The following is a 23,549-nucleotide window of genomic DNA, read 5'->3' as shown; positions in this document are numbered from 1 at the left end:
CGTGGGCGGCCGTAGTGGCAGCCCTTCATCGGTCACACCGGCGGGGCAGTTCGCTCCGCCGGCAGGCAGGACAAGCCAATCACGCCCCGCGCCTGGTCGCGCTGCGCCACCCGCGCCCCGCGGCATCGTCGGCGGACGACAGCGCCCCAACAGTGCTGCGACAGGGACGAGCGCCCAACGATCTGGACCCGCAGGAAGAGCCCTGCCAGGGTCCGGCGACGCAGAAACCACTGGCGCCGCGCACACCTCTGGCGCTTCGGGCGCTCGGCGCGGTGGCGGAAGCACTGGCGACCAGGTGACCGGCGCGGTGCGAAACAGTGGGAGCGGCGCGGGACCGCAGGTCCCTCGTACCCCTCGTCCCGTCTCTCCTCCAGCTATCAAGGACAGGAGCGAGCGCTCACGTCGGACACCTGAGAACGAGGACCCCCGGCAACCGGACAACCGCCGTACGGCGCCACCGGCCACCGGTTGACGTACAGCGAAGACGAGAGCGGACTACATGCGCAACAGGCTCATTCGGCTCGGGGGCCGGCAGTCAGCAGCGACAGCCCTCCTTCTCATACTGGCTGGCACGGCCGCAGCACCGGCCACCGCTGCGTCGACCCGTCAAGAACAGTGGTTTCTCGACGCCATGCACGCCGAGGAGATGTGGAAGACCAGCACGGGGAAGGGCGTCACCGTCGCTGTCATCGACAGCGGGGTCAACCCGGCCAACCCTGACCTGGCAGGCCGCGTCCTTCCTGGCAAGGATTTCGCCGACGACCAGCCCGGAGATGAGCACGCCGACTACAACGGTCACGGCACGGGCATGGCAGGCTTGATCGCCGCGACCGGTGCTTACGGGAGAGGCAAAGGTGCCTATGGATTGGCGCCTGGTGCCAGGATTCTCCCGGTCCGCATGCCAAAGGCCGAAACTGCCGCCAATCAGGCAGCAGGTGATGAGCGCTTCAACAACATCGCTCCCCAGGCGATCCGCTACGCAGTCGACGCAGGCGCACGGGTCATCAACATCTCGCTCGGACATGTTGAGGGCTCCTCTCGGCTGACGGCCGCGGTGAAGTACGCATTGGAGAACGGGGCGCTCGTCTTCGCAGCCGTAGGCAACAGCGGCAACACGACGAATCAAGTCGAGTACCCGGCTGCGACGCCCGGCGTCGTCGGCGTCGCCGCTGTGGGCAAGGACCTTCGCCGAACAGCTGAGTCCGAGTACGGCCCCCAGGTCGACATGGCAGCACCGGGTGACGACCTCGTCTATGCCTGCGGGGGCAAGACAGGGCTCTGCGAGGGCCACGGTACGAGCGGTGCCACCGCCCTGGCCTCCGCCAGCGCCGCCCTCATCTGGTCCGCCCACCCCGACTGGACCAACAACCAGGTCCTGCGCGTCATGCTCAACACCCTCGGCGCCCCGACGGACGGCGCCAAGCGCAACGACTCCATCGGGTACGGCATCGTCCGCCCCCGCATCGCCCTGACCGACCCGGGCGACCCCGGCCCGGCGGACGTGTACCCGCTGCCCGACCTCAAGGCCGCGGCGTCCGTGTCTCCCTCCCCCAGCGCGGGGGACTCCGCTCCCGCCAGGGACGCGGACGCCACCGCGGCAGTCGGCACGGCTGAGGGCAGCGACACCACCCTGCCCTGGCCCGCAGTGCTGGGTATCGGCGCCGCCGGACTGCTGTTCGGCGCCGCCACCGTCCTCCTCGTCCTGGCACGCCGTCGCAAGGCAGCCGCATCGCGGGACCAAGCGGCACTATCCGGCCACATTCCGTCCGCCCCGACGGGCTTCGGTCCGCCGCCGGAACAGGGCAGCAGAAGCCGCTGACCGCGGACCGAGCGCGCTGCCGCGCTCGGTCCGGAACCCGCCTGACGACCAGACCTACGGCGAACGGGGAGGTGCCGACCGAGCTGGCCAAGTAGGCGATTGCTACGCGGCGGGCCTCCATCGCCCCCGTCAGCCCGTCTCCCTGGGGAACGTCACCTCCACTCGGCGGTTCTTCTTGCGGCCCTCTTCCGTGCTGTTGTCGGCGATCGGGTACTGCTCGCCGTAGCCGCGGACCTCGAACACCACGTTCGGGTTGTTGAGGTCGCCGGCCAGGGCCGTCTGGACCGCGTTCGCGCGCTGTTTGGAGAGGACGTCACCGTGGGCCGACGAGCCCAGGTTGTCGGTGAAGCCGAAGACGCGGATCCGGGTCGCGTTCTGCTTCTTGATCTCCTCCGCTATGCGCGCGATACGGGCCTGCGCCTCCGCGCCCAGCTTCGCGCTGTCCTTGCCGAACAGGACCTCCGCCTGCAGTGCGAACGTCACGTCCGCGTTGGTGTCCTCGCGGCGTTCGTCTCCCGACTCGTCCTCCACCACCTGCTTGATGTCCAGCACCTTCGGCTCCGCCAGGGTCGCACCCTCCGGGAGCTTCAGATCCGGGTCGTTGGGGTCCACCTGGACGGGCGCCGTGGCCGTCGGCTCCGTGCCCGGCGGGACGCTCGGGGAGTCGTCGGCGTGCGCCGGCGTACCGCCCAGGAGGTTGGCTGCCGCCAGGATCAGGGCCGCCGACGTGGCCAGGGTCAGGCGGGTCGGTGTCGTCGTCCGGGTGCGCGTCATCCTGGCCTCACCCAGAAATCTTGATGACCGCGCTGGGGAACAGCGGCAGTTGGAAGGTGACGTCCGAGCTGGTGGTGGGCGGCGACGGGAACTGCAGGAACACGTCGATCGATTCCCCCGCCTTCAGCGTCGAGAACCCCGTCGTCGTGAGCGGCCGGCCCTCCGTGTCGCGCAGGACGTAGTAACGCTTCTTGCTCTGGGAGTCGACGAGGGTGGCTCCGCCGAGGGACCGGCCGTTGTTCATGATCTCGGTCTCGTTGCCGCTCAGCTCCAGGGGAATGACCGCCACCTGTCCGCTGTCGTTCTTCAGCACGCCGTTCACCGTCACGAAGCCGCCGGAATCCCGCTGGGCGGAGGTGATCTGGAGGAGGAGGCCGTTCGGTCCCTTCATCTCGGCCAACGGCTCCTCGGACGTGCCCTCTTGCGGACCGGGCTGCGAACCACTGGTCCGGGAGGCGGAGGACGAACTCTCGGGCTTCTTGTCGTCGCCGCCGCCACCACCGCAGGCCGTGGCACTGAGCCCCAGGCCGACCACGACTGTCAGTACGACCAACGCCCTACGGGTTGTTCTGCCCGTGAACCGCACACTCATCGCTCCGCTTCCTTCTCCACTCGTCATTCGCGCGTCAGTGGTCTGCCAGGTGGACATCGAAGAGGTCCTCGGGCCCCGGTAGGTCGGTGAGGTGGTCCGGGTCCAGTTTCCAGTGGATGTCGTCGTCGCAAGTGAGCGTCGGCAGCGTGGGGTGTTCGGCGTCCCCTGGATCGTCCGTACCGCCGGGGTCCGTCGGCTCCCCGGTCGGCTGCCCCGTCGGTTCCCCGGAGGGCTCCGGCGTCGGCGTCGGGGTCGGACGTTCGAAGGTGCACAGCGGCTCGATCACCGCTCGAGCCGAGGCATGCGCTCTCCTGGTGCTCGTCGCCGGGATGACCGAGTCCCCCGCCGACTTGTTCGCCCGGACGGTGACCGTGTAGCCCAGGGGGCCATCAGGGGAACACTGGACCTCTCCTGCGTCGTTCATCGCCGCGAGTTGGCTCGCGCGCCAGCACGAGTCCGTCGCCCCGGCACCCTGGAAGATCGCGTCCCACTTGCCCGGGTCGAGGACGTCCAGCACCCACTGGTCCGCCAACTGGTCCCTGGTCTCCTGCGCCGCCGCCAGTGCCGCCGCGTCCGCGGCCGTCTGGGCGCCGTTGCGATTGACCGCCGCCTGGCCGACCGCGAAGTACGCGAACGCGAGAAAGAGCAGGCCCCCCACCACCGTCAGGTAGATGGGGAAGGCCTGCCCCGCGTCACCGTGCCGACGCCGTCGCGTCAGGGAGCCACCTTGGCGATCTGAGCGGTCAGCTTGTTCACGATGGTCGCGCCCAGGTTCGTGTTCGCGATCAGCACCACGATCGCCACCACCACCGCGATGATGCCCAGGTACTCCACCGCCGTCTGCCCCTTGTCGCCGCGGCGGCGGGTGGTCCTTGCCGTCGTGTTCTTCCAGCCGTTCACCCGTACCTTGGCCGCAACGGCCGTCTTCAGCAGCAGATCGCTCATGGGGGTCCCCTCCGTGAGTGGCGTGGGCAGGGGGACCGTACGGCCGTCGTGTCGGGTCCGCCGAGGGTCCCTGGGCCCACTTCCGGGCCCAAAGGGCCGTCCTTGAGCGTCGCATCCCCCTCAGCCCACCTCTCGGCTCGGCGGCGTCGGATGCGGGGCCGTGCCCAGCCACTTGGCCGTCGCCTCGGTGCGGGTCGCGCAGTGCAGCTTGGCGAAGATGCGGTTGATGTGGTTCTTGACCGTCTTCTCGCTGATGAAGCACGCGGCGGCGATCTGGTGGTTGTTCAGGCCCGTTGCGATGAGGTCCATGATCTCCGCCTCCCTCGCGCTGAGTGGGGACCTCAACTGTCCCACAGGGGATTGCACTTGCGAAAGCCGTTCGGGGAAATTGCCGGGAGTGTTCGGGTCGGTCGATCTTTTGGCGTGTGCTTCTGCACTTCCTCGCGGTTGCCCCCGCAACTCCCCCACCACCGCTGTCGCCGCCGTCGGCGTCAGGTGCGCCCGGCCCGCCACCACGTCGCGTACCGCCGTCACCAACTGGTCCGCCGTGAACTCGCCGTGCACCAGGTAGCCGCCCGCCCCCCGCCGCAGCGCCTCGCGCACGACCTCCGACTCGCCGCTGTACGTCAGCATCAGCACCGGGGCGAGCGGCACCAGGTCCGGCAGGGCCGTCAGGCCGTCCACGCCCGGCATGCGGACGTCCAGCAGGACCAGGTCGGGGCGGTGGCGCCGGGTCATGTCCTGTGCCTCGCGGCCGTCGGACGCCTCGGCGACCACCCTGACCTCCTCGCGTCCGTCCAGCAGCGCGGTCAGGCCCGCCCTCACCACCGGGTTGTCGTCGGCCACCACCACCCGCAGCACGGGCCGATCGGTCTGTCGGCGCATCATCGGCCCGCCTTCCCCTCCGCCGGCAGCGGCAGGTCCAGGCGTACCTCCGTGCCGCCGGGGTCCTCCGCCCGGCCCACGTGCAGGCGGGCGCCCACCGCCGCCGCCCGTTCCGCCATGCCGAGCAGGCCGAAGTGGCCCGCCCGGCGCAGCTCTTCGAGCGTGGCGTCGGGCGGCAGGCCCCGTCCGTCGTCCCGTACGGTGACGTGCAGGTGGTCGTCGTCCACCACGTCGGCCCGTACGTCCACCCGGGTCGCCGACGCGTGGCGATGCGCGTTCTCCATCGCCTCGCCGGTGATCGTGAGGAGGTGGCGTGCCACGGGGGCGGGGACCCGGACCTGCGTACGGCCGCCCGTCGCGCGGTACGTCGTCGTGAGGCCCGTGCGGCGGCTGAAGTCGGCCGCGAGCGTTCTCAGTTCCTCCAGGACGTTCCTGTGCTCCGCGTACGGGGCCTCCGCGCGCAGGTCCGTCAGCAGTTCCCGGGACTCCGTCGCCGCCCGGCGCGCGGCCCGGGCCACCAGGTCGGCCTGCCGGCGGATGCGGTCCGGGTCGGCGGTCGGGGTGCCGGCCGTGTGGGCCAGCGCCTCGGCCGCCAGGGCGACGCCGTGCAGGGTCTTGGCCACCGAGTCGTGCATCTCCCGCGCGAGGCGGGCCCGTTCGGCGTCCGTCGCCTCCGCGGCCGCCAGGCGGGCCTGGGTCGTGGTGAGGGCCTGGGTGGCCTCTCCGAAGCGCAGCATCAGGCCGCGCAGGGCCGAGCCGACCGCGCCGGTGATGACGCAGAAGCCGGGGAGCAGCAGCCGTTCGGCCGGGCCGGTGCCGGGGTGCTCCGTCAGGGTCGCGTAGACCAGGAGCAGGATCAGCGACTGCAGCGAGGCGAAGCAGGCGGCGCCGCGCCAGCCGTAGACGATGCCCGCGAGCAGCGGCGTGCAGACGCTGACGTAGGCGAGCGTGGTGTCCGGGCCGGCCGAGATCAGCAGGAGGGTGCCGAACAGGGTGTCCACGGCCAGCAGCGACGGGTGGCGCAGGAGGAGCGGCCCGAAGCGCTCCCAGTCGCGGAAGAGGACGTAGGAGCCCATGAAGGTGACCACCACGGCCGCTCCCACCAGGCGTACGCCGAGGCCGGGGGTGGCGTTGAGCAGGGCGGCCGGCGCGGCCACGGCGATCATCGCCAGGCGGAAGCCGAACACCTGGCGGCACATCGCCTGGAGCGCGTTCACCTCCAGGGCGATCGGGGCCGGCAGCGTCGCCGGGGCATCGGCCGCCGACAGGTGCCCGCGCCGCCGCGGCCGTCCCGGGTCCCGTAAGCGCCCCCCGCGCCACCCCCGCCCCGCATGCCCCGCACGCCCTGCACGCCTCACGCCGGTACGTCCCACCCCCGCCAGACCCGTCGTCGCCATCTCCCCGCCCCCTACTTCCCCGTGATCGTGCTGAAGTCGGTGCCGGAGCCGAGCAGCATTCCCGCGCCGAGCAGCAGCATGGTGGCCGGGACCATGAACGTGGTGATCATCAGCGTGGCCTTGGGGACCGCGCGGGCCGCCTTGCGACGGGCGTTCTGCGCGTCCGTGCGGCGCATGTCCTTGGCGATCGCCACCAGCGTGTCGACGATCGGCGCGCCGAGTTCCTCGCCCTGCTGGAGGGCGGTGACGAACATGGCGACCTGCTCGGAGTCGTTGCGGCGGCGCAGTTCCTCGAACGCCTCGCGGCGGCTGACCCCGAGGTCCATCTGGCGCAGGGTGATGCGGATCTCGTCCGCCCAGGGGCCCTGGTAGCGCGTGGAGACCCGGTCCAGGGCCTGGCGGAAGCCGAGGCCCGCGCTCACTACGACCGCGAGGACGTCCAGGAAGTCGGGCAGGGTGCGTTCGATGGCGTCCTTGCGGACCCGGATCGCGGACCAGATGCCGACCTCGGACCAGAACACGCCGAAGGCGAACAGGAGCAGGGCGAGGAAGAAGCTGCCCTGCAGGAGGGCGACCAGGCCGCCCAGGGCGCCCACGGCGCCGTAGACCGCGCGGCGGGCCGCGTAGCGGTCGAGGGTGAGGCCGCCGGGGTTGCCGGCGAGGTCGATGCGGCGGCGGTAGCGGGCGACCTGCTTGGGGCCCATCAGGCGCAGCACCGTGGGCGCGTAGCGCATGCCGAGGCGGTCGACGAGGGAGCCCACCGCGGTCGTGCGGGTGGAGCCGACCTCCAGGGCCAGGGCGAGGTCGGGGGGCAGGACGGTCTCCGCCCGGTACAGGCGCAGGCCGGCGAAGACGCCCCCCACGCTGAGGGCCGCCACGAGGGCGAGCAGCAGTCCCACGGTCACCTCCTGCTCAGACGTCGATGCGGGACAGACGGCGGATGAGCAGGAAGCCCACCGCGTACAGGCCGAAGGCGACGATCACGGCCGCCTGGCCGAGGGGGGAGCCGGTCATGCGGTCCAGGGCGCCGTCGTTGACGCTGTTGATCAGGAACAACGAGCCGACGCCGAGGACGGGCACGGCGTACGACGTCATGTTGACCTGGGAGAGCTGGGTGCGGACCTCGCGGCGGGTCTCCTTGCGCTCCTCCAGGGTCTCGGTGAGGTTGCGCAGCGCCCCGACGACCTGGCCGCCCGCCCGGTTGGACAGGACCAACGTGGTGACGAGGACGACGAGTTCGCGTGAGGGGAGCCGGTCGGCCAGTTCGCCGAGGGCGTCGTCCATGGAGTGGCCGACGGACAACTGGTCCGCCACCTTGCCCAGTTCCTCGCCCGCGGGGGCTTCCAGCTCCTCCGCCGCCATGCCGATCGCGGTGCGCAGCGCGAGGCCGGCGCTGGTGGCGTTGGCCAGGATGCGGGCGAGTTCGGGGAGCTGGTTGATGAAGCGTTCGATGCGCTTCTGGCGCTGCCAGCCGAGGAACTGCCAGGCCGCCCAGATGCCGAGCAGCCCGGCGATGGGGCCGAAGAAGGGGGCCAGCGTGGCCTGGCCCACCAGCCACAGGCCCACCACCGCGGCCAGCACGTAGGCGAAGAACTCGCCCGGCGTCACGTCCAGGCCGGTCGCCGCCAGCCTGCGTTCCAGGGTGCGGCCCAGGCGCGTGGGGCGCAGCCGTCGGTCGAGGGAGCGGAAGCGGCGCCCGCGGCCCGCGTCGGGGAGGCTGCCGGTGTACGACAGGCGCTCCACCAGGGCGGCGCGCCGGGCCCGGCCGGCGGCGTAGGAGTGGACGCCGACGACGGCCAGGGTGCAGGCCAGGAGGGTCACTCCGATGGTGAGGGTGATCCGGGTCTGGAGGTCCATGGGTGGTGTGTCCGTCCTGTCTCCGTGCTACCGGGCCACTCGGGTGGCGAGGGCGTTCTCCGTCGGCGCCACCCCGAACGCCTGCGGGATCGGCTGGCTCGCCATGTAGAGGCGGTCGGCCGTGCGGCGCGGGAGGGGGAAGTGGCGGAAGGCGCCGTGGACGCGGCCGTCCGGGGTCATGGGCCGGGCCTCGAAGCGGGCGATGGTGGCCAGCCGGTACGGCTCGCCGCCGTGGCTGTCGAGGAGGGCGATCTCGGTGACCCGGCGGGCGCCGTCCGCGAAGCGGGTGAGCTGGATGATGACGTCGACCGCGCTGTTGATCTGGTCGTGCAGCGCGACGAACGGGATCTCCACGTCGGACATCGAGGCGAGGGTCTGCAGCCGGGTCAGGGCGTCCTCCGCGCTGTTGGCGTGGACGGTGGCCAGCGAGCCGTCGTGGCCGGTCGACATCGCCTGGAGCATGTCGAGGGACTCGCCGCCGCGGACCTCGCCGACGACGATGCGGTCGGGGCGCATCCGCAGCGAGTTGCGGACCAGGTCGCGGATGGTGATGCGGCCCTTGCCCTCCACGTTCGGGGGGCGGGACTCCAGGCGGATGACGTGCGGCTGCTGGAGCTGGAGTTCGGCGGAGTCCTCGATGGTGATGATGCGCTCGCCCTCGGGGATCAGCCCGGACAGGGCGTTGAGCAGGGTGGTCTTGCCGGTGCCGGTGGCACCCGAGACGATCACGTTGAACTTCGCCTGCACCAGGCCGGCCAGCAGGAACAGCATGTGTTCGTCGAGGGAGCCGAAGCCGATGAGTTCGTTGAGGGTGTAGGAGCGCGGGAAGCGGCGGATGGTGAGGGTGGGGCCGGTCAGGGACAGCGGCGGGATGATGACGTTGACGCGCTCGCCGGAGGGGAGGCGGGCGTCCACCATCGGGTTGGACTCGTCGACGCGGCGGTTGACCGTGGAGACGATCCGCTCGATGGTCTGCATGAGCTGGTCCACGGAGGCGAACCGCAGCGGCAACTGCTCGACGCGGCCCGCGCGTTCGACGAAGATCGCGTCGGGTCCGTTCACCATGATCTCGGTGATCGACGCGTCCTCCAGGAGCGGTTCGAGGATGCCGAGGCCGAGGGCCTCGTCGACGACCCGGCGGATGAGCTGGGAGCGCTCCACCGTCGACAGGACCGGGCCCTCGCGGCTGATGATGTGGCCGAGGACGCGTTCGAGGCGGGCCCGGCGGTCGGCCGCGGTCAGCGCGCTCATCTCGGCGAGGTCGATCTCCTCCAGCAGCTTGGCCCGGTACGTGGCGACCAGGTGGCCGTCCTCCCTCCGGCCGGTGTTCTCCTCCGGGGAGGTGATGCGTGCCCGCAGGCTCATCGGTTCACCGCCTTCCTCGTCGTCGCCGTCGCCGTCGCCGTCGCCGTCTCTGTCACCGTCGGGGTCACCGTCACAGGGGCACGTCCCGCCTCAGTGGTCGACCGGCATGGTCGCCGTCTTGTGGGCCTGTCCGAAGTCCCCGATGCCGGGGATCACGGACGGGATGGTCACGGACGAGGTCACGCGCACCTCGTCGCCCAGGTCGGCGGTGCTGCAGCCGACCGTCCACCGGCTGCTCACCGCGCCCCGGCAGGCCGCGCCCGCGTCCCGGTCCAGGGCCGCCCCGCGCGCGCCGGCCCGCGCCGCGGTGCCGGCCTGCTGGGCGGCGTAGGCGATGAGGCCGAGCTGGACGGCGGCCAGGGCCACCAGGAGCAGGATCGGCAGGAACCCGAGGTACTCCAGGGCCACCTGGCCACGGTCGTCGCGTCGGCGGCGGTACGGCATGTCAGTGGTCCTCCTCCTCCACGGCCCCCGCGTGGCCGTGCACCGTGAAGGGGAAGTCCACCGCGCCGGGGAAGAGGACGGGGACCTTCAGGGAGACGTCCGCCGTGACGTAGTCCGCGGACGTCGCGCAGGAGACCTCCGCGCCGGACGCCCACGCCCCGGAGAGCTTGTCCTTGCCGAACCGTTCGCACACGGCCTGCCGCTCCCCCCGGTGCGCGGCCGTCCCGTGCCGTACGGCCTCGTCGGCAGCATTCCCCGCGAGGGTGAAGGTGTACCCCACGAGCACGCACTGCCACAGCACCACCAGCGTGACGATGATCAGCGGGGTCATGCCGAGGAACTCGACGGTGACCTGGCCCCGGTCGGTGCGCCCACGGGCGCGGTCGGGTCGCATGGCTCACTCCCTCCGCCGTCGGAAGCCCACCGCGCCCCGGTCGCCGCCCCGGGCCCGCGTCCCCCGGCGCACCACGGCCGTCTCCGGCGCCTTGACCAGGCCCAGTTCGCCGGCGAGGGCCCACAGGGCCTGCCGTACGGTGCCCTTGGGGTCGAGGGCGTGGACCCGGCCGGCGTCGACGGCGGCCTGGAGTTCCTTGAAGTGGGCGGGGACCGTGGTCGCGGCGAGCGCGGTGCCGGTGATCTTCTGGATGAGCGCGGGCTGGATCTCGGTGCCGCGGCTGTGCCGGTTGACGACGAGGGTCGTCTCCTCGGCCTTGCGGATCTGCAGGCGGTCCCACATGCGGACGGCGCGCTTGGCGCCGCGCACGGCGACCACGTCGGGGGTGGTGACCAGCAGCGCGGTGTCGGCCATCTCGACGGCGGCGGCGCCGGCCCCGCCGAGCTGGGCGCCGCAGTCGACGACGACGACCTCGTATCGGGAGCGCAGGGCGCCGATGATGTGGCGGGCGGCGCGGTCGGTGACCTCCTCGCCGCGCTCGCCCTCACCGGGGGCGAGGAGCAGGGCGACGCCGGTGTCGTGGCGGAAGACGGCGTCGGCGAGGACGCGCGGGGAGATGTCGCTGATGGCGGCGAGGTCGACGACCGAGCGGCGGAACTGGACGTCGAGGTAGGAGGCGACGTCGCCGGTCTGCAGGTCCATGTCGACGAGCGCGGTGGGCCGGCCCGACGCCTGGGCGGCCAGGGCGAGCTGGACGGCGGTCAGGGTGGTGCCGACGCCCCCCTTGGCGCCGCACACGGTGACCACCGTGCCGCCCGCGCCGGTGAACACGTCGCCCCCGTGGCCCAGGTGGCGCCGTACGCCGACCGACCACTGCGCCACCGCCTGGACCCGGTGGGCGAGTTCCTCGTAGCCGAGGGGGAGGGTGACCAGGCCGCGGGCGCCGGAGTCCATGGCGGCGGAGAACAGGCCGGGGCTCGCGTCGGTGGTGACGAGGATGACGCCGACGGCCGGGAAGCGCAGGGCGACCTCGCGGACCAGCTCCAGGGCGGGGACCGGGCCGATGCGCTCGTGGACGATCACGACCTCGGGGAGTTCGTCGACGGACTCGGCGGCCAGCCGGGCGAGGGTGTCGACGAGCTGGGTGGAGTCGCCGACCGGGGGCAGCGGTTCGGCGTCGGGGAGCTGGCTGAGCAGGGTGATGAGGGAACGGACCGCGTCCGCGTCGCCGACGGCCGGGAGGATCCTCGTGGGCATGGCGGCCTCTCACTTGTCCTTGGCGAGCTGGTACGTGCGGTCCTGCTCGGGGACCGTGGTGCCGGTGCCCGGGGCGACCAGCGCGAGGCGCACCCGCTTGGCGAAGGACTCGGCGTACGTGATGCGCTGGGCGTCGAGGGTGGACAGCGCGAAGGTGATGGGCACGGCGTCGGTGGGCTCGCGGTCGCGGTCGCCCGCGTCGGGTTCGAGCGCCTTGATCTCGCCGACGTCCAGGACCCGGGCGCCGGTGACGATGATCTTGGAGACGTCGGGGTCGGTGTCCTTGGCGCCCTCGAAGGTGGCGTAGACGTTGACGGTCGAGCCGGGGGTGATCTTGCCGGCCACCCCGGTCGCGGCGTCGATCATGATGGCGACCTCCTGCTGCCCGGGCCGCAGGGCCGGCTGGTCCACGATCATGTCGCTCTGCAGCAGGGAGCCCCTGCGCAGGGTGGTCACGGCGATCTTGCCGCGGATGCGGTCGAGGTCGGTGACGGCGTTGCGCGAGAGCCAGCGCTCGGGCATCGCTATCTTCTCGAACTGGCCCGCGCGCAGCGCGGTGTAGGGCGCCACGTCGGACTTGACCCGGTACGCCGTGACCTCGGGTCCGACCTTGGACTGCGCGTCGTCCACGACGGACAGGACGCCGGCGAACGCGCCCAGGGCGCACAACACCGACAGGAGCAGGAGGATCACGCCGCGGCGCTGACGGGAGTTCATGGACCGTGCAACCTCGTTGGGGGGTGGGAGCGTGGCCGGGGGACGTCTCGCGGGGTTCAGCCGCCGCCCGCGGTCAGTTCGCGGACGGGTCGTGCGGGTGGGACGGCTCGGGCGGGGCCCGCGGGGTGTGCGGGCGGGGCGGTCCCGTCGGGGGGCGGCGGGGTGGCGGAGCAGAAGACGCAGCGGTCGCCGATGACGTCCATCCCGCACCAGTGGCAGGTGATCTGCCGCACCGAGGTGACCAGTTGGTACAGCACGGACAGGTCGGCCAGGTAGGCGCAGAACTCGACGAGCCGGGGCGTGCCCCACCAGCGGGCGGACTCGGCGGGCGCCTCGGTCTCGCGCAGACCCTGGGCGCGCCAAGAGGGGACGAGGGTGCCGGTGACCCAGTCGGCGGGCAGCTGGCCGCGGCCGACGAGCATCCAGGTGCCGAACTCCGGGCCGGGCAGGGTGACTCCGGGGGCGGCCCGGACGAGCTGGGGCTGCGGGTGGGCGAGGACGGCGAACTGGCTGCCGGGGACCCAGGAGCGGGCGTGCGAGGTGAGGGTGACCGGGACCCGGTCGAGGCGGGCGACGGAGCCGAGCAGTGCGCCGGCGTGCAGGTAGTGGGTGAGCAGCCGGGCGGCGGAGGCGAGGACGCCGGGGCCTAGGTCGCAGGAGGCGAGCTGGCGTAACTGGCGGGCGAGGACGGCCACGGCGAGCGGCGGCAGGTCGGGGCGGAACAGGGCGATGCGGTCGCTCTCCAGGAGGGAGCGCACGGTGTGCAGGCGCTGTTCGACGGCGGGCGGCACGGCGGAGGAGTGGACCACGACGACGTGTCCGTGGGTGTCGAGGAGGGCCTGGAAGGCGGCCACGGACTCCTCGAGCGGCCGGCGGTCGAGGTCGGCGAGGACCGTCGCGGGCAGGGTGCGCTCGTCCTGCGGCGGCAGCGCGAGGTCGGCTCCGGTCACGGCAATGGCAGTTGGCACGCGCAGCTCCCCGATTCCCGCGGTCCGGTCCACCGGGGGGACTCCGGTGCACCGGGGTGACTTCATTGCGTGACTACCTCAGCACTGTAACCACGCCCCTGTGGCCGGAGAACAACTTTCGGTGACTGAACAGCATCTCTTCGCGCACAACTCGCTGCAAAACAGCGCAAGGTGCGCACCGGCGTTCCGCAACGCGACCCCTTGACAAGGGAATTGGTCTGGACCAACTTGTACGTCCAGCGGTGGCCACCGCCCCTCGCGCTCCCCACTCCCCCTCCCGGAGGCCCCAGTGGACCCCGTACGCAGACGCCGACGCACGCGCTTGTGGTCGGGAGCGGTCACGGCCGCGCTCGCCCTGTCCCTCACGGCCGTCGGCCAGGCCTCCGCCGCCGACGTCAACAACGCCAAGAACGCCGGCTTCGAGTCCGGCCTGTCCGGCTGGACGTGTTCCGCGAACAGCGGGACGACCGTCTCCTCCCCGGTGCACGCCGGCACCGCCGCGCTCAAGGCCACCCCGGGCGGGCAGGACAACGCCCGCTGCTCCCAGACGGTCGCGGTCACGCCCAACTCGACGTACACGCTGAGCGCCTGGGTCCAGGGCGGCTACGCCTACCTGGGCGCGACCGGCACCGGCACCACGGACGTGTCGACCTGGACCCCCGACTCCTCGTCCTGGAAGCAGCTCACGACCACCTTCACCACGGGCGCGAGCACCAGCTCGGTCAGCGTCTACCTGCACGGCTGGTACGGGCAGGCCGCCTACCTGGCCGACGACGTCTCGGTCTACGGCCCCGACGGCGGCGGGGGCGGCGACCCGGCCCCGACGGTGCCGGCCGCGCCGGGCGGGCTGGCGGTCTCGGGGACGACGTCCTCGTCGGTGTCGCTGGCGTGGAACGCGGTGTCGGGCGCGACCGGCTACAACGTGTACCGCAACGGCACCAAGGTGACCGCGGTGAGCGGCACGTCGGCCACGGTGACCGGGCTCGCCGCGTCCACGGCCTACTCCTTCCAGGTCACGGCGACCAACGCGGCCGGTGAGTCGGCCAAGTCGGCGGCCGTCACCGGCACGACGACGTCGTCCGGGAACCCCGGGGGCGGCGGCACGCTCCCCAAGCACGCGGTGACCGGCTACTGGCAGAACTTCAACAACGGGGCCACGGTCCAGAAGATCTCGGACGTGCCCGCCCAGTACGACATCATCGCGGTGGCCTTCGCCGACGCGACGACCACGCCGGGCGCGGTGAGCTTCACGCTCGACTCGGCCGGGCTGGGCGGCTATACCGCCGACCAGTTCAAGGCGGACATCAAGGCCAAGCAGGCGGCCGGCAAGAAGGTGATCGTCTCGGTCGGCGGGCAGAACGGCACGGTGTCCGTCAGCGACCCGACGTCCGCGGCGAACTTCGCCAACTCGGTCTACTCCGTGATGCAGACGTACGGCTTCGACGGCGTCGACATCGACCTGGAGAACGGCATCAACCCGACCTACATGACGCAGGCGCTGCGCTCCCTGGCGGCGAAGGCGGGCCCCTCGCTGATCATCACCATGGCGCCGCAGACGATCGACATGCAGTCGACGTCGGCCGGCTACTTCCAGACGGCCCTGAACATCAAGGACATCCTCACGGTCGTCAACATGCAGTACTACAACAGCGGTTCGATGCTCGGCTGTGACGGGAAGGTCTACAGCCAGGGCACGGTGGACTTCCTCACCGCGCTCGCCTGCATCCAGCTCGAGGGCGGCCTCGCCCCGTCGCAGGTCGGCCTCGGCCTGCCCGCCTCGACCCGCGGCGCGGGCAGCGGCTACGTCTCCCCCACGGTCGTCAACAACGCCCTGGACTGCCTGACCAAGCTCACCAACTGCGGCTCCTTCAAGCCGTCCCGGACGTACCCCGACCTGCGCGGCGCGATGACCTGGTCGACCAACTGGGACGCGGCGGCGGGCAACGCCTGGTCCAACGCGGTGGGCCCGCACGTGCACGCACTGCCGTAACGGCGGACCTCCCGCTTCCCGAAGCCGGCCGCGGTGCCGCCCCGTCCCGGGGGTGGCACCGCGGCCGTGCGTCGTCCGCGGCGGAGGGGGGCCGGGCTCAGCCCGCCGGCCGGTAGTGGGAGAGCACCCAGCCGAGCCGGGCGAACCACTCGCCCAGCCGGGCCCTGGGGCGGGCCTGCACCACGCTCTCGTAGAAGTGGCCGTCCAGGTGGACCACGCCGAACATCAGCGCCTTGCCGTTCGGGCTCGCCCGGTAGTGGACGCTGCGGATCTCCGGCCAGGGGAAGTCGGCCTGGACGCCGGACAGGTCCAGGGTCACCCCGTCGGCGTCGACCACGACCGCGTTGTTCCGGTCCACGGCGACGAACTCGGGCGGTCCGTACGCCGGTTGCGGCGGGCCGGGGGCGTACGCCGGGGGCGGCGGGGCGGCGCCGTACGGGGGCGCGGCGGGGAACGGCCCGGGCGGGGGCGGCCCGTACGACGGCGGGGGCGGGCCGAAGCCCGCCGGAGGGGTGCCGGAGACAGGCGGTGGGGGTGGTGGCTGCTGCGTCATCCGGCGTCCTCGGGGCTCGTCCGTCGTCGCCGCGGGACGTGATGCCCCGGGGCGTGAAACATTCTCCCCGGCCCACCGCATCAGTGGAGTGAGGACGTCGACCGACAGCCGGCGCACAGTGAGCAGGGGGACGTACATGAGACAGGCCCGCGCGGACGAGTACGCCGAGTTCGCGGCCGCGAGGGCCGGACACCTGTACCGCTCGGCCTGCCTGCTCACCGCCGGGGACACCCATCTCGCCGAGGACCTCGTGCAGGAGACCCTGGGCCGCATCTACGTCAGCTGGCGGCGCGTCGCCCGCGTCGGGAACCCCGCCGGGTACGCGCAGACCGTGCTCGCCCGGGCGTTCCTCGCCCACCACCGGCGCCGCAGCAGCACCGAGCGGGTCACCGCCACGCTGCCCGACGTGGCCGCCGCGAGCGGCGACGCCACCCTGCGCGTCACCCTCCTGGACGCGCTCGGGCGGCTGCCCGCCAAGGACCGGGCCGTGGTCGTCCTGCGCTACTGGGAGGACCGCTCGATCCAGGAGACGGCCGACGCGATGAACACCAGCCCGGCGGCGGTGCGCACGCGGTGCGTGCGGGCGCTCGCCCGCCTGCGCGACCTCCTCGGGGAGGACGTCGGCGAGTACGCCCGCCCCTGACCGGGCGCACGCCCCCGGCCCTCCCCCTCACCCCTCCTCCACCGAAACGGTGATGCCCCATGCCCGTCGACCACGGACCGCACCTGGACACGCCCCCCGACCCCTTCGCGGACCGGCTCTCGCGCGCCCTGCACCGCACCGGCGGCGCGTTCGACGCCGACCGCCGCGCACTCGCGGCCGGCGGCGCGGCCCGCGGGCGGCGCAAGCGGCTGCTGCGGCGGACGGCCCTGGCGGGCGGGACGGCCGCGGTGGCCGCCGTGTGCCTGGGCGGGACGCTCCTGCTGGCGCCGGGCGACCGGGACGACACCCCGCGCCCCGCGCCGGTCGCGGGAAGCCGCACCGCCACCGCCTCCTCCACGGCCGCACCGGTCACCGCCGACCGGATGATCGCCACGCTCAAGGGCCTGCTCCCCGAGGGCACGGTGAGCGACGCCCGGGGAGGCGGCTCCGGAGGGCGGACGGCCGCGCCGTTCGCGCAGCTCGTCTTCGACGACGGCAAGGGAGCGGCGGCCCTCTCCGTCGGCCTCGGCCGGGTCGCCCCTGGCGGGGACGACGCCCGGCAGCTCACCGAGTGCCCCGACAAGGTGCTCGCCGCCTACGACGCGTGCACCAGCGAGAGGCAGCCCGACGGGTCCGTGGTGCGCGTGCTGAAGGGCTACGAGTACCCCGACCGGCGCGTGGACACCAGACTGTGGACGGCCGACCTGGTGAGCGCGGACGGCGCCCACGTGAGCGTCAGCGAGTGGAACGCCGCCGCGGAGAAGGACGCGCCCGTCACCCGCCCCGAACCACCGCTCACGGCTGCCGAGCTGCGGGACCTCGCGACCGCTCCGGCCTGGCGGGACGCCGTCGGGTCGCTGCCCGCCGCCGAGGAGGTGACGGCCGCGCCGGCCGCGCCCGGCGGCTGGCGCATCGCCGGCGTGCTCGCCGCGCTGATGCCCGACGGCGTGAAGGTGGCCGCCCGGGGCAGCCAGGACAGCGAGTTCGCCTACGTCGTGGCCGACGACGGCAAGGGCGCGAGCTACGTCCAGGTCAACGTGCAGCCCGGCATGTCCGACGTGGCGGGCGAGCTCTTCGGCTCGGGCGCCGAGACCCTCCCCGACGGCACGCTGGTCGCCGAGCACCAGGGGCCCGGCGACCGCGGCGACCTGGTCATGTGGACGGTCGACACCCTGCGCCCCGACGGCCGCCGGATCGTCGTGAGCGCCTTCAACGCGGCCTCGCAGACCACCGCCGCGACCCGGGCGACGCCCGCGCTCACGATGGGGCAGCTGCGGGCGATCGCCCTGTCGTCCCGGTGGCTCGCGCTCGGCTGATCCGAAGACACGGCCTAGAAGAACTCCGACCACGGCTGGTCCCAGACCTGCTTGACGCACAAAGCCAGGAACAGCAGGGCGGCGAGGGCGAGCATGCCGTTGCTCAGCGGGCCGTTGCGCCACGGGCGGGGCGTGCGGGAGGAGTTGAGCAGCCAGACCAGGGTCAGCGCCAGGAACGGCAGGAAGGCCGCGCCCAGCACGCCGTAGAGGATGACCAGGCGGAAGGGCTGGCCCTGGAAGAGCAGCACGATCGGCGGGAAGGTCAGCCACAGCAGGTAGGCGCGGAACGGCCACGACCGCTCCCGCTCGCCGGAGGCGACCTCCTCGCCGGTCGCGCCCGACGCGGCGCGCCGCCGGGCGACGAAGTCGGCGAACATCAGGCTCACCCCGTGCCAGACGCCGATCAGCGAGGTGAAGGACGTGGCGAAGAAGCCGATGAGGAAGAACGTCGACGTGGCGCTCCCGTACTCGGCCTCCAGGATGTCGCCGAGCTGCACGAGGCCCCGGTCGCCGCTCGCGATCGCGACGTTCGCGGAGTGCAGCAGCTCGGCGCCGACGAACAGCATCGCGACGACGAACACGCCGGTCGTGGCGTAGGCGACGCGGTTGTCCAGCCGCATGACCCGCATCCAGCCGGTGTCGGTCCAGCCCTTGGCGTTGACCCAGTAGCCGTAGGCGGCGAGCGTGATCGTGCCGCCGACGCCGCCGATCAGGCCGAGGGTGTTCAGGACGGAGTCCTTCTCGTCGGGCAGGACCGGGAGCAGGCCGGCGAGGGCGTCCGGCAGGTTCGGCGTCACCCGGACCGCCAGGTAGACGGTGACCGCGAACATGACGCCGACCAGGACGGTCATGACCTTCTCGAAGACCGCGTACCGGTTGAACCACACGAACACCAGGCCGACCAGACCGCAGGCGACGCCCCACCACTCGAGGTCCATCACGTCCGGGAACATCGCCTGCAGGGGCAGCGCGCTCGACGACATCGCCGCCGCGCCGTACACGAAGCCCCAGACGACCGCGTAGACGCCGAAGAACCAGCCCGTCCACCGGCCGAGGCTCGCCCAGCCGTCGAACAGGGTGCGCCCGGTGGCCAGGTGCCACCGCCCGGCGGCCTCCGCCAGGGAGATCTTCACCAGGCAGCCGACGACCGCGGCCCACAGCAGCGTGTACCCGAAGTTGCTGCCGGCGATGAGGGTGGCGACCAGGTCGCCGGCGCCGACACCGGTGGCCGCGACGACGACGCCGGGTCCGATGTGCCGCCAACTGGGCCTGCGCTGTGGGGGGTGGGGGTCGGAGGAGGCCTGGGTGTCCGTGGGGTGTCCCGTGGTGTCCGCCATGTGCACCAAGAAATCGCAAAGCAGGGGGACCGGCAAGAGGGCGTACACCGACCCGCCGGGACGCGCCCCGCGCGCCCCCGAGACATCCCCTAAGCCCGCGGCCGGCCGCAGCCGCCGCACCCGCAGGTGCCGAGCTCGAACCACACGGTCTTGCCCGGCCCCTCCCGGTGGCAGCCCCAGCGCCGGGCGAGCGCCTCCACCAGGAACACGCCCCGCCCGCTCTCCGCGGTCGGCGGGCGCCCGGCACCGAGGGCCCGGGGGGCGCGCGGCCCGCCGTCGGTGACCTCGCAGCGCAGCACGCCGTGCGCCGCGGACACGGTCAGCCGGAACGGGGTCGCGGAGTGCAGCAGCGCGTTGGTGGCCAGCTCGCTCACGAGGAGTTCGGCCGTCTCGACCAGGTCGCCGCCCACCCCGAGGCCCCATTCCTCCAGGTGCCGGCGGACCTCGCGGCGGGCCTCGCGGACGGCGGTGGGCCGGGGCTCGTACGCGACGCTCGCGTGGCCCGCGCCCAGGGGCGGCTGGGGGTAGGCGCCGTAGCGGGGGTCGGGGTCCGGGCGGCGTCCCCCGGAGAGTTCCGGCATGCGCCCAGGATGGCCTCCCCGCGGGATCGCGCACACGGGGAGGACTACCCGATTCGCTGCCCGGGGCGCGCCGCACGGGGTACGCGGGTACGGCTACGCGTACTGGAGGCGTACGGCCGTTCCCCCGTCGTCGGCGGGGCGCAGGTCGACGTAGGCGCACACCTGGCGGGCGTACCAGAGCCCCTGACCGGGTGCCAGGTCGGTGCCCGCGGGCGGGACGAAGCCGGCCAGCGGGTCGTCGACGCGCCGGGCGAGGGCCAGTTCGCACACGCAGCCCGGTGCCTCGCCCCACAGCAGGGCGCCGGTGACCCGGCCCAGCGCGGCCGCCTCCCCGACGGCCGTGCCGAACAGCTCGGCGTCGGCCTCCGGCATCCCCTGCCGCTCGGCCCAGGCGCGGACGGCGGGCACGTCCGGCCGGGCGAGCCGCTCGGCCCCGGGCGGGGGCGGCGGCAGGGGTACGGCGTCCAGCTCGGCGGCGAGGCGGGCCGGCTCGGTGTAGACGCCGGAACCGGGGTGGGCGCGGCGGGCCGCCTCGACGACGGCGCGGCCGGCGGTGCGGGTGTCGTAGACGCACAGCGCGGTCGTGGACAGGGGGGCGAACAGCAGGTTGGCCAGGGCCTCGTAGCGGATCCACTCGGCGCTCTCGCGCGGTGAGCGGCCGGCCCGGCCCTGCCAGACGGGTTCCATCAGCAGGTGGAGCCGGCCGCCGGGACCGGCGTGGGCGGCGAGGTGACCGGCGGCACGGGCCACGGCGTTGGACGCGGAGCCGGTGTACCAGTCGGTGTGCGGGACCAGGCCGACCCGGGCGGCCGTGCCGCCGAGCGCGTCGCGCAGCAGGTCCAGCTTGTCGGGGGCGGCGATGGCGACGGGCGGGGGCTCGCCGGGGGCGGCGAGCCCCTCCTCCAGGAAGGGCAGGGCCGCGGCCAGGAAGGCCGGGTCGGTGGCGCACTCGGCCATGCGGTGGTCGAAGACGTCCGGGCGTCCCACCGGTCGGGTGGTCATGGGCTTCCTCTCCGGGCCGTGGGGTCACCTTCGGCCGGCGACCCAGGCCGCGATCTGGCTGCGGTTGCTGAAGCCGAGCTTGCCGAGGATGCGTTCCACGTGGCCCTCGGCGGTACGGCGGGCGATCACCAGGCGGTCGGCGATCTGCTGGTTGGCGAGCCCCTGGGCGACGAGTTCGGCGACCTGCGCCTCGCGGCGGGTGAGCCGGACGCCCTCGGCGGGGCGCGCGGCCGGACGGCCACCGGACGGACGCGCGCCGGACGGGCGGGGCGCCGGGGCGGGGTGCGCGGGGACGGCCCGCGCGGGGACGGGGGCCCCGGTGAGGGCGGCCGGAGGCCGGCCGGGTGGGTCCGCCCCGGCGGGACCGGCGTCCCGCAGCGTCTGCTCGACCGCGTCCGCGAGGGGCAGCGCGGCCCCGCGCGCGTACGCCCGCCGGTATGCGGCCCGGCCCAGCGCGCCGGCCGCGTACCGCTCGCTGTCCCGGCGCGGGCCGGTCAGGTCGGCCGAGCCCCACCGGTCGGGGTCGACGTCCGCCCACACCCGGTCGGCGACGCCCAGCAGGACGGCGGCGCGCTCGGGCTCGGCGCGTCCGGCGGCGACGCGGGCGAGGAGGTCCAGGGTGAGGCCGATGCCGACCACGTCGTGCACGGCGTGCTTCAGGCGCAGCGCCTCGCGCCCGTGCCGTTCGGCCCGTGCCCAGTCCTCGCGGACGGTGTGGGCGAGGGCCAGCATCCGCTCGACGTAGGACAGCACCCACTGCTCGCCGTGCGCGGCGCACGTGCGGCGGGTCTCCTCGCAGACCGCGATGGCCTGGTCGGCCTCGCCGAGGAAGGCGTGCGCGCAGGCGAGTTCGACGCGGTCGAGGCCGGCCATGCTCGGGTGCTGGCCGGGGACGCGGCCGCGGGCCACACCGGTGCGGAAGTGGTCCAGGGCGCCCCGGACGTCCCCGGCGAACAGCCGGGTGACGCCGACGACGTACTCGGCGTGCGCGGCCTCGGCCTCGTCGCCGAGGGCGCGGGCCAGGTCGCGGGCCTCCTCGGCGCGGCGGCGGCCCCGGGTGACGTCCTCGGGGCAGCCGGCGAGGAGTCCGGCGGCCCACAGGGCGCGGGCGCGCTCGGGGCTGGGAGCGGGGTCGGCGTCCAGCGCCCGGTCGAGCCAGTAGCGGCCCTCGCGGGGGGCGCCGCAGGCGTGCCAGTGGAACCACAGGGTGCCCGCGAGGCGCAGCGCGGCCCGCTCCTCGCCGGGGGTGGTGAGGCTGTGGTCGAGGGCGGCGCGCAGGTTGTCGCGGTCGGCGCGCAGCCGGGCGGCGACCGCGCTCTGGCCGGGTCCGAACCAGGCGCGCTCGCAGGCGTCGGCGCGCCGCTGCATCCAGTCCCGCTGGCGGTCGCGGGCGGCGCGCTCCTCGCCGGGGCGGGCGCGCAGCCGTTCCAGGCCGTAGTCGCGCAGGGTGTCCAGGAGCCGGTAGCGCACCCCGTCGGGTCCGCTCTCGCGGCACAGCACGGACTTGTCGACGAGCCCGGCGACGGCCTCCAGGACGTCCCCGGGGGGCAGCCGTTCGCCGTCGCCGCCCACCGCTTCGGCGGTCTCCAGGTCGAAGGACCCGGCCAGCACGGACAGCCGGGCCCACACCGTCTGCTCCTGGGCGGTGCACAGGTCGTGGCTCCAGTCGACGGCGGCCCGCAGGGTCCGGTGCCGGGGCAGGACGGCGGGGCTGCCGGCGGACAGCAGCCGGTAGCGGTCGTCGAGGCGGTCCAGGAGCTGGTCGACGCCGAGGACGCGCAGGCGGACGGCGGCCAGTTCGATGGCGAGGGGCAGCCCGTCCAGGCGCCGGCACAGCCGGGCGACGGACGCCCGGTTGGCGGGCGTCAGCCGGAAGCCGGGGACGACGGCGGCCGCGCGGTCGGCGAACAGGGCGAGCGCCGGGTGTCCCGCTGCGTCGCCGAGGTCACCGTCGGGGTCGGGCACGGCCAACGGGCGTACGTCCAGCAGGTGTTCCTCGGTCAGCCCGAGCCGGTGCCGGCTGGTGGCGAGGACGCGGACGCCGGTGGTGCCGCGCAGCAGGGCGCCGGCGAGGTCGGCGCAGGCGGCCGGCAGGTGCTCGCAGTTGTCGACGACGAGGAGCAGCCGCCGGTCCCGTACGCGCTCCACGAGGGCGTCCAGCACGGGCCGTCCGGAGCGGTCGTGCAGGCCGAGGGCGTCGGCGGCGGCGAGCGGGACGAGGGCGGGGTCGTGCAGGCCGGAGAGGTGCACGAAGCGCACGCCGTCGGGGAAGGCGCGGGCGACGCGGGCGGCGATCCGGCCGGCCAGGCGGGTCTTGCCGACCCCGCCGGGCCCGGTGAGGGTGACCAGCCGGGCCCGGGCCAGCAGCTCGCGCGCCTCGGCGAGTTCGGCCCGCCGGTCGACGAAGCTGGTGGTCTCCACCGGCAGGTGCGCGTCGCGGCGTGGCGCCGATCCGCCCATGATCAGCCCGTCCTCGGGGGTGGGGTGGGGGTGGGTGCGGTGTGGGGGGCTTCACCCTCTCCCGGGCGGCACCCGGATGCACGCCCGGCTCACACCCCCGGGTGCTCTTCGCCCGGGAACCGTCCGGCGCACCCGGGCCCCCGTACACTGCCCCGCCCGGTGCGGCCCCTTCCGGCCGATACCATCCGCCCTGCTTGACCTGACCATGACATGGCCGGACGATGAGCGGACCCCGCACGAGGACCCCGCACAC

The 23,549-nt window shown here is 73.7% G+C and carries 23 protein-coding genes; 4 read left to right on the top strand and 19 right to left on the bottom strand.

Translation table 11 applies throughout. The features are described from left to right. The first annotated feature begins 499 nt into the window (after positions 1–499). A complete protein-coding gene (mycP, locus tag E4U92_RS04250) occupies positions 500–1,819 on the top strand; it encodes a type VII secretion-associated serine protease mycosin (protein ID WP_137298878.1) in 1,320 nt (439 codons plus the stop codon). Between the two features lie 129 nt (positions 1,820–1,948). On the opposite strand, the gene E4U92_RS04245 is transcribed toward mycP, so the two are convergent. The 14 genes from E4U92_RS04245 to E4U92_RS04180 form a co-directional block, all read right to left on the bottom strand. Then, entirely contained in the window at positions 1,949–2,593 is a 645-nt protein-coding gene (locus E4U92_RS04245) for an OmpA family protein (RefSeq protein ID WP_137298877.1), read from the bottom strand. A 7-nt stretch (positions 2,594–2,600) separates the two neighbouring features. Continuing rightward, positions 2,601–3,185, bottom strand: a complete 585-nt coding sequence (locus E4U92_RS04240) for a hypothetical protein (RefSeq protein ID WP_137298933.1) — start codon at positions 3,183–3,185, stop codon at positions 2,601–2,603. 34 nt (positions 3,186–3,219) lie between these two features. Continuing rightward, entirely contained in the window at positions 3,220–3,903 is a 684-nt protein-coding gene (locus tag E4U92_RS04235; protein ID WP_137298932.1) for a pilus assembly protein TadG-related protein, read from the bottom strand. Then, on the bottom strand, positions 3,900–4,130 hold the full coding sequence (locus E4U92_RS04230; protein ID WP_137298876.1) for a Flp family type IVb pilin: 231 nt from the start codon (positions 4,128–4,130) through the stop codon (positions 3,900–3,902). Before E4U92_RS04230 ends, E4U92_RS04235 begins: the two co-directional genes overlap by 4 nt. Before the next feature lie 120 nt (positions 4,131–4,250). Beyond that, on the bottom strand, positions 4,251–5,018 hold the full coding sequence (locus E4U92_RS04225) for a response regulator (RefSeq protein ID WP_137298875.1): 768 nt from the start codon (positions 5,016–5,018) through the stop codon (positions 4,251–4,253). Further along, positions 5,015–6,232, bottom strand: coding sequence for a sensor histidine kinase (locus E4U92_RS04220; protein ID WP_373311647.1), 1,218 nt, complete (start codon positions 6,230–6,232; stop codon positions 5,015–5,017). Before E4U92_RS04220 ends, E4U92_RS04225 begins: the two co-directional genes overlap by 4 nt. A gap of 191 nt (positions 6,233–6,423) precedes the next feature. Next, on the bottom strand, positions 6,424–7,311 hold the full coding sequence (locus E4U92_RS04215; protein WP_137298874.1) for a DUF5936 domain-containing protein: 888 nt from the start codon (positions 7,309–7,311) through the stop codon (positions 6,424–6,426). Positions 7,312–7,324: 13 nt separating this feature from the next. Next, positions 7,325–8,269, bottom strand: coding sequence for a type II secretion system F family protein (locus E4U92_RS04210; protein WP_137298873.1), 945 nt, complete (start codon positions 8,267–8,269; stop codon positions 7,325–7,327). A gap of 27 nt (positions 8,270–8,296) precedes the next feature. Next, the gene (locus tag E4U92_RS04205; RefSeq protein WP_137298872.1) at positions 8,297–9,634 is read right to left on the bottom strand and encodes a TadA family conjugal transfer-associated ATPase; all 1,338 of its coding nucleotides are present in this window, start codon (positions 9,632–9,634) and stop codon (positions 8,297–8,299) included. 90 nt (positions 9,635–9,724) lie between these two features. Next, complete coding sequence (locus tag E4U92_RS04200; RefSeq protein WP_137298871.1) at positions 9,725–10,078, bottom strand: TadE/TadG family type IV pilus assembly protein; 354 nt, start codon at positions 10,076–10,078, stop codon at positions 9,725–9,727. A gap of 1 nt (position 10,079) precedes the next feature. After that, the gene (locus tag E4U92_RS04195; protein WP_137298870.1) at positions 10,080–10,472 is read right to left on the bottom strand and encodes a TadE family protein; all 393 of its coding nucleotides are present in this window, start codon (positions 10,470–10,472) and stop codon (positions 10,080–10,082) included. 3 nt (positions 10,473–10,475) lie between these two features. Continuing rightward, positions 10,476–11,729, bottom strand: coding sequence for a CpaE/TadZ family protein (locus E4U92_RS04190; protein WP_137298869.1), 1,254 nt, complete (start codon positions 11,727–11,729; stop codon positions 10,476–10,478). 9 nt (positions 11,730–11,738) lie between these two features. Continuing rightward, complete coding sequence (gene cpaB, locus E4U92_RS04185; RefSeq protein WP_137298868.1) at positions 11,739–12,446, bottom strand: Flp pilus assembly protein CpaB; 708 nt, start codon at positions 12,444–12,446, stop codon at positions 11,739–11,741. A gap of 56 nt (positions 12,447–12,502) precedes the next feature. Beyond that, a complete protein-coding gene (locus E4U92_RS04180; protein WP_229863070.1) occupies positions 12,503–13,414 on the bottom strand; it encodes a hypothetical protein in 912 nt (303 codons plus the stop codon). Between the two features lie 289 nt (positions 13,415–13,703). On the opposite strand from E4U92_RS04180, the gene E4U92_RS04175 reads away from it, so the two are divergent. Next, positions 13,704–15,404, top strand: coding sequence for a chitinase (locus E4U92_RS04175; protein WP_137298867.1), 1,701 nt, complete (start codon positions 13,704–13,706; stop codon positions 15,402–15,404). Between the two features lie 97 nt (positions 15,405–15,501). Here the strand turns inward: E4U92_RS04175 and E4U92_RS04170 are convergent, their stop codons facing one another. Further along, the gene (locus tag E4U92_RS04170) at positions 15,502–15,957 is read right to left on the bottom strand and encodes a hypothetical protein (protein WP_137298866.1); all 456 of its coding nucleotides are present in this window, start codon (positions 15,955–15,957) and stop codon (positions 15,502–15,504) included. 136 nt (positions 15,958–16,093) lie between these two features. Between E4U92_RS04170 and E4U92_RS04165 the strand changes: the two genes are divergently transcribed. Together E4U92_RS04165 and E4U92_RS04160 are read left to right on the top strand one after the other, a co-directional pair. Beyond that, on the top strand, positions 16,094–16,600 hold the full coding sequence (locus tag E4U92_RS04165; RefSeq protein ID WP_137298865.1) for a SigE family RNA polymerase sigma factor: 507 nt from the start codon (positions 16,094–16,096) through the stop codon (positions 16,598–16,600). A gap of 59 nt (positions 16,601–16,659) precedes the next feature. Beyond that, entirely contained in the window at positions 16,660–17,916 is a 1,257-nt protein-coding gene (locus tag E4U92_RS04160) for a hypothetical protein (protein ID WP_137298864.1), read from the top strand. Positions 17,917–17,930: 14 nt separating this feature from the next. Here the strand turns inward: E4U92_RS04160 and E4U92_RS04155 are convergent, their stop codons facing one another. The 4 genes from E4U92_RS04155 to E4U92_RS04140 all read right to left on the bottom strand — a co-directional run bounded on the left by E4U92_RS04155 (position 17,931) and on the right by E4U92_RS04140 (position 23,296). Further along, positions 17,931–19,253, bottom strand: a complete 1,323-nt coding sequence (locus tag E4U92_RS04155; RefSeq protein ID WP_137298863.1) for an Nramp family divalent metal transporter — start codon at positions 19,251–19,253, stop codon at positions 17,931–17,933. 89 nt (positions 19,254–19,342) lie between these two features. Next, positions 19,343–19,834: an ATP-binding protein gene (locus E4U92_RS04150; protein WP_137298862.1), complete on the bottom strand. Its 492-nt coding sequence runs from the start codon at positions 19,832–19,834 to the stop codon at positions 19,343–19,345. 93 nt (positions 19,835–19,927) lie between these two features. After that, positions 19,928–20,836: an MEDS domain-containing protein gene (locus E4U92_RS04145; RefSeq protein ID WP_137298861.1), complete on the bottom strand. Its 909-nt coding sequence runs from the start codon at positions 20,834–20,836 to the stop codon at positions 19,928–19,930. Positions 20,837–20,860: 24 nt separating this feature from the next. Then, positions 20,861–23,296, bottom strand: a complete 2,436-nt coding sequence (locus E4U92_RS04140) for an ATP-binding protein (RefSeq protein ID WP_137298860.1) — start codon at positions 23,294–23,296, stop codon at positions 20,861–20,863. Between the last annotated feature and the right edge of the window lie 253 nt (positions 23,297–23,549).

It is taken from the genome of Streptomyces galbus (assembly GCF_005280195.1).
In the GTDB taxonomy this organism is placed as follows: domain Bacteria; phylum Actinomycetota; class Actinomycetes; order Streptomycetales; family Streptomycetaceae; genus Streptomyces; species Streptomyces galbus.
Note: the sequence above shows the minus strand (reverse complement) of the source record. Positions and strands in the feature narration are given on the sequence as shown.